The organism is Catellatospora coxensis (assembly GCF_016862635.1).
GTDB classification, from domain to species: domain Bacteria; phylum Actinomycetota; class Actinomycetes; order Mycobacteriales; family Micromonosporaceae; genus Catellatospora; species Catellatospora coxensis.
In genome coordinates, this window is sequence record NZ_BONI01000165.1 from 1 (window position 1) to 4,189 (window position 4,189).

The 4,189-nt window shown below is 70.9% G+C and carries 5 protein-coding genes; all 5 read right to left on the reverse strand.

Annotated features, from left to right (window positions below):
* Window positions 1-57: 57 nt before the first annotated feature.
* Window positions 58-1,185, reverse strand: coding sequence for a tyrosine-type recombinase/integrase (locus tag Cco03nite_RS41660; RefSeq protein ID WP_203699577.1), 1,128 nt, complete (start codon window positions 1,183-1,185; stop codon window positions 58-60).
* Entirely contained in the window at window positions 1,185-1,436 is a 252-nt protein-coding gene (locus tag Cco03nite_RS41665) for an excisionase family DNA-binding protein (RefSeq protein ID WP_239168088.1), read from the reverse strand. The genes Cco03nite_RS41660 and Cco03nite_RS41665 overlap by 1 nt, the downstream gene beginning before the upstream one ends.
* On the reverse strand, window positions 1,433-1,624 hold the full coding sequence (locus tag Cco03nite_RS41670) for a helix-turn-helix domain-containing protein (protein WP_203699578.1): 192 nt from the start codon (window positions 1,622-1,624) through the stop codon (window positions 1,433-1,435). Before Cco03nite_RS41670 ends, Cco03nite_RS41665 begins: the two co-directional genes overlap by 4 nt.
* A 15-nt stretch (window positions 1,625-1,639) precedes the next feature.
* Window positions 1,640-3,319 (reverse strand): replication initiator, encoded by a 1,680-nt coding sequence (locus tag Cco03nite_RS41675; protein WP_239168089.1) that lies wholly within the window; start codon window positions 3,317-3,319, stop codon window positions 1,640-1,642.
* 302 nt (window positions 3,320-3,621) lie between these two features.
* Window positions 3,622-4,189, reverse strand: a 568-nt coding sequence (locus Cco03nite_RS41680; protein ID WP_203699579.1) for a hypothetical protein, incomplete at its 5' end; no start/stop codon positions are given.

The window sequence follows — 4,189 nt, forward strand, 5'->3', positions numbered from 1 at the left end:
GTGGACGTTTCCGCAGCTCAGTGACTGCGAGGACGACCGCGTGCCCCGCCCCGTGCCCTATGCCCCAACCACGATCCGCTTCGGGAGGCGGGCCGCGTCGCCGTGCGATGCCAGGTCCGACAGCGCCTTGGCGATCTCGGCATCACGCCCGTCAACCGCGTGCAGGTAACGCTTGGCCGCCGCCATGCTCGCGTGCCCTAGCCGCTTCATCAGATCGGCCATGGTCGCCCCGGCCTGGGCTGCGAGGGTCTGCCCGGTGTGGCGCATGTCGTGGATCGTGAACTCATCCAGACCAGCGGCGCGGCGTGCACGTACGAACGCCTGGTAGAGCGTGTTGCCCCGCAGCGGCGACCCATCGCGGCTGATGAACAGGCGCTCCTTGCCAGCGTGTTCCTCCAAGTGCAGCCGGACGATCGGCATCACGTGCGGCGGGATGGACACCGTGCGCTTGCCCGCCGCCGTCTTGGGGTCAGCGTCGAACGCCTTCCGCGTGGCCAGCAGCTCAATCCGGTTCTTGCGCACGGTGATCGTGTGCGCGGTGAGGTCAACATCCTCGGTGAGCAGACCGGCGATCTCCCCACGACGCAGACCGCACCACGCGGCGATCAGGACGGCAGTGCGGTACCGGGGGGTGATCGCGTCGACCAGGGCGAGGATCTGCGCGGGGGTAGCGACCGGCCGCTCTGCCGCCTTCACCACGCCAGCACCCGGGATCTGGCAGGGGTTACGCGCGATGACGTTCTCACGCACCGCCGTGTTCATGACCATGCGCAGGAAACGGTAGGTCTGCGAGATCGACGTCTTGCCGCCCTTGCCCCGGAGAGCCGCCGCGTGCCACTCCCGAACCCGCATTGCCGAAACAGCCCGGAGGGGCATGTCCAGCAGCGGGACCAGGTGAAGGCGCATGTTGCGCTCGCAGGTCTCACGCCAGCGCGGGCCGATCCGCTGACTGTCGCGCAGCACCGCACGTGCGTACTCCCCCAGCGTGATCGACCCCGCCCGGTCGTCCAGCCAGGTTCCGCGTGACAGGTCGGCCTCGACCAGCGCGAGCCAGCGTGACGCATCGGCTTTGCGGGTGAACGTGTCCGGGGCGTTCTGCCGCTGGCCGGACGGGTCGATGAATGACGCCTGGAACCGCCCCGAGGGCAGTTGCCGAACCTTCCCGAATTGACGGCGCTTGGCCATCAGGCCACCACCCTTCCGTTTGACCAGGCCACGGACACCGGGTTGACGGTGCCGGCGGAGATGAAGGCGCGTACTGCGCTCTCGGGAATCCGCACGTGGCGGTCGCCGAGCTTGACGAAGGTGATGCGACGCTCAGCGGTCAACCGTCTGACGAATCGCACACCGGTGTTGAGCAGGACGGCGACCTCCTCCACCGTGAGGAGCCGGTCCGCCGTGACAGCGCTTGCGCGGCTGATCGCGGGCCTGGTCAACTGCGCACCCCCTCCACCAGATCGAGGACGGAGGCCGTTACGAGGTAGACCCGGCCGCCGAGGCGGCGCGAGGGCAGTTCGCCGCTGTTGGCGGCGCGGTAGGCGGCGGATCGGGAGATGCCCAGCAGCTTGGCGGCGGCGGTGACTTCAAGGAGTAGGGGCAGGGTGGCGCGGTCGTTGCGGTTCACGGTGCGTTCCTCCGGTCAGGCGGCCAGGGCGAGGGCGGTGGGTGGCGGGGCGGGGTCGAGTGCTTCGCGGAGTTCGCTGTGCCAGCGGCGGCGTTCGGAGACCGCGCGCATGAGCCGGACGGCCAGGCTGTCCACGTCGGGGTCGTCGGGGCGGGCCATCTCGAAGTGGTAGCGGTGCGGGTCGTCGGCTGGTTCCTCGCCCTCGGCGAGCGCGCCGGACAGCACGGTGCGGACCCATGCGCGGTTGTCGGCGCGGTGGTCGGCCAGGGTCTTGCCGGACCACTGCCGGGAGACGAGCACGCGCCGTCCGGTGAAGCCGAGCGTGGTCCGCTGGTGCACCTTGCCGGAACAGCGGCCCGGGGTCAGGCCAGGCTTGGCCTGGTCAGGCTGCACCCCGTACAGCAGCCAGTTTGCGCACGTCGGGGAGCAGGGCAGGACGGACAGCTCAGCGTGGAGGCGGTCGAAGTGGGCCTGTTGCGGGTCGGTACGGACGGCGGTGTCGTCTACCAGGTCCTTGGTCAGGTACTTGGTGACGTACCGGATGGCGCGCTCGGCGTCCTTGGTGCCCTGCTCGATCCCCCGCGCGTCCACTCGCCCGAGGCGCACCACGTCGGCGGGGCTGGCATCGTCGGCGTCCAGGGCGTCCAGGGCGTCCGCCCACGGGGTTAGCGGCGTGCCGGTACGGGGGTCGCAGTACGCCTCGGCGTCCGCGTTCCAGACCGGCACCTTGCCGTTGACGTCGTACACCGGGCGGTCGAACTGCGGCCACCACACCTGGTGGTAGGTCGCGGCGGCGACCTGGCGCATCAGCGCACGCGGGACGGTGCCGCGTACGGCGAAGTGAGCATGCGGGGCCAGACGGCGCTGTAGCTCGACGGCCCCGGCGTACTGGACGTTCCACCCGGCGGCGCGGCGCAGGTTCTGCCAGAACCGGTCCAGGACCCGCGCGAAGTGGATGGAGTCCAGCGCCGCGCGGCGGTAGTCGTAGGTCTCCGGATCGACCGGGGTGCCGATCAGCGGGTCGTACTCGGCGTGCATGACGCCGCACTCGCACGTCTGGACCCACTTGCCCCGGCGCAGCGCCGAGTGGACCGGGCCGTGCGAGCCGAGGGTGAGGGTGAGCAGAGTGGAGGGGCGGTGGGCCTTGCCGTCCTTGCCGCGGTAGACCCGCCCGACCGTCCGGGCATCAACCGGGAGTTTCGGGAGATCGACGGCGTCGGTCCGCCGGCGGGTGGAGCGCACCCGCTTGGGCTTGGCGTCGGCCTGCGGCACGAGCGCGCCGCGCACGCGGCAGGTGGACAGTTGCTCGTCCAGCTCGGTCACGGCGTCGTCGATGTCGCGCAGCTGCGAAGCCCGCTCAACCTGGGACATGGGCTCGTAGGCCAGGGCGGCGCGGTCGAACTCCAGATGCGCGCGGGTGGTCACCAGTGCCACCACGTCATCGGCCGGGGCCTCGACCGTGACGGTGGGTTCGTCAGTCAGGTGCCAGCCCTCGCGGATCTGCTGGCGGCGCAGCTTGCGCGCCTTCTCGGCACAGGGCTTGCACTTGGACGCCAAGCGCGCCCCGCATGGCACGTCGATGACCTCGGTCAGGCCGGTGTCCAGGTCGGTGCGGCGCAGCGCGACCGGGCGGACACACACGCCGTGTTCCTCGGCCAGCGCCGCCAGGACATCCCGCGCGACCGGCATGGACATGCGGTCAGCTCGCGACCCCGGACGGGGCCGGACCGGGTCCGGGGACGGTCCCGGCGCGTCCGGGACGGGGTCGGACAGCCCGTCGTGATCGTCCCGGACAAGCGCGCCGCCAGACCCGGGTTCCGCGATCTTCGACCCCGCTTCTACGTCCACCCGGAACAGGGAAGACGCGACCGGCGAGATCACCGTTTCGACGGCGGCAGAAGCGGACACGGACCCGGACACGGAAGCGGCATCAGGACCGGACAGACCCGGGTCAGCGGGGCGTCCGCTGACCGGGACCGTCCGGGACGGCGGGACCGTCACCAGGGCACCTCCTCGCCCGCGCGCTCGGCCAGGGTGTCGCGTCCGGTCATCGGGATGAACCCAGCGCCGCAGCACTGCTGGCACTCGAACCCGTCGGCGTCGATGCGCATCCCCTGGCAGCAGCCGCACGGCACCCACGAACCCGGGTTGATGTCCGGGACGCAGTCCTCGTGCAGGCTGGCGGTCCGGTGTCCGCACCCGAGGCAGCGCGGCAGCGGCACCGACAGGAACACCGGCGGCACCGAGATCGGCGCACCGGACACGGGCGCAACCGGCGACAGCGGCGCGGCGGGAGCAATGGCGTCCAGGACGAACGGGACCGGCAGCGCGATTTCGATCAGGCCGAACGCGCAGTAGCAGGGGTCGTCCTCGGAACCGAGGCGGAAGCCCTCGCCCTGGCAGTCCGGGCAGACCTGCCAGACCGAACGATCGTGGGCGGTGACACAGCGAGCCGACTCGCACTCACGGGTGCCGCAGTAGATGCAGACACCGGCAAAGTTCAGCCGAGTGGGTCGGGTGGCGACGGCGAACGTCGCGATAGACTGCGTGTGCATCGTGATCCTC

Excerpts from the sequence above, each read along its gene's own strand:
- Cco03nite_RS41675 (WP_239168089.1), bottom strand. The coding sequence starts at position 3,319 with ATGTCCATGCCGGTCGCGCGGGATGTCCTGGCGGCGCTGGCCGAGGAA.
- Cco03nite_RS41660 (WP_203699577.1), bottom strand. The coding sequence starts at position 1,185 with ATGGCCAAGCGCCGTCAATTCGGGAAGGTTCGGCAACTGCCCTCGGGG.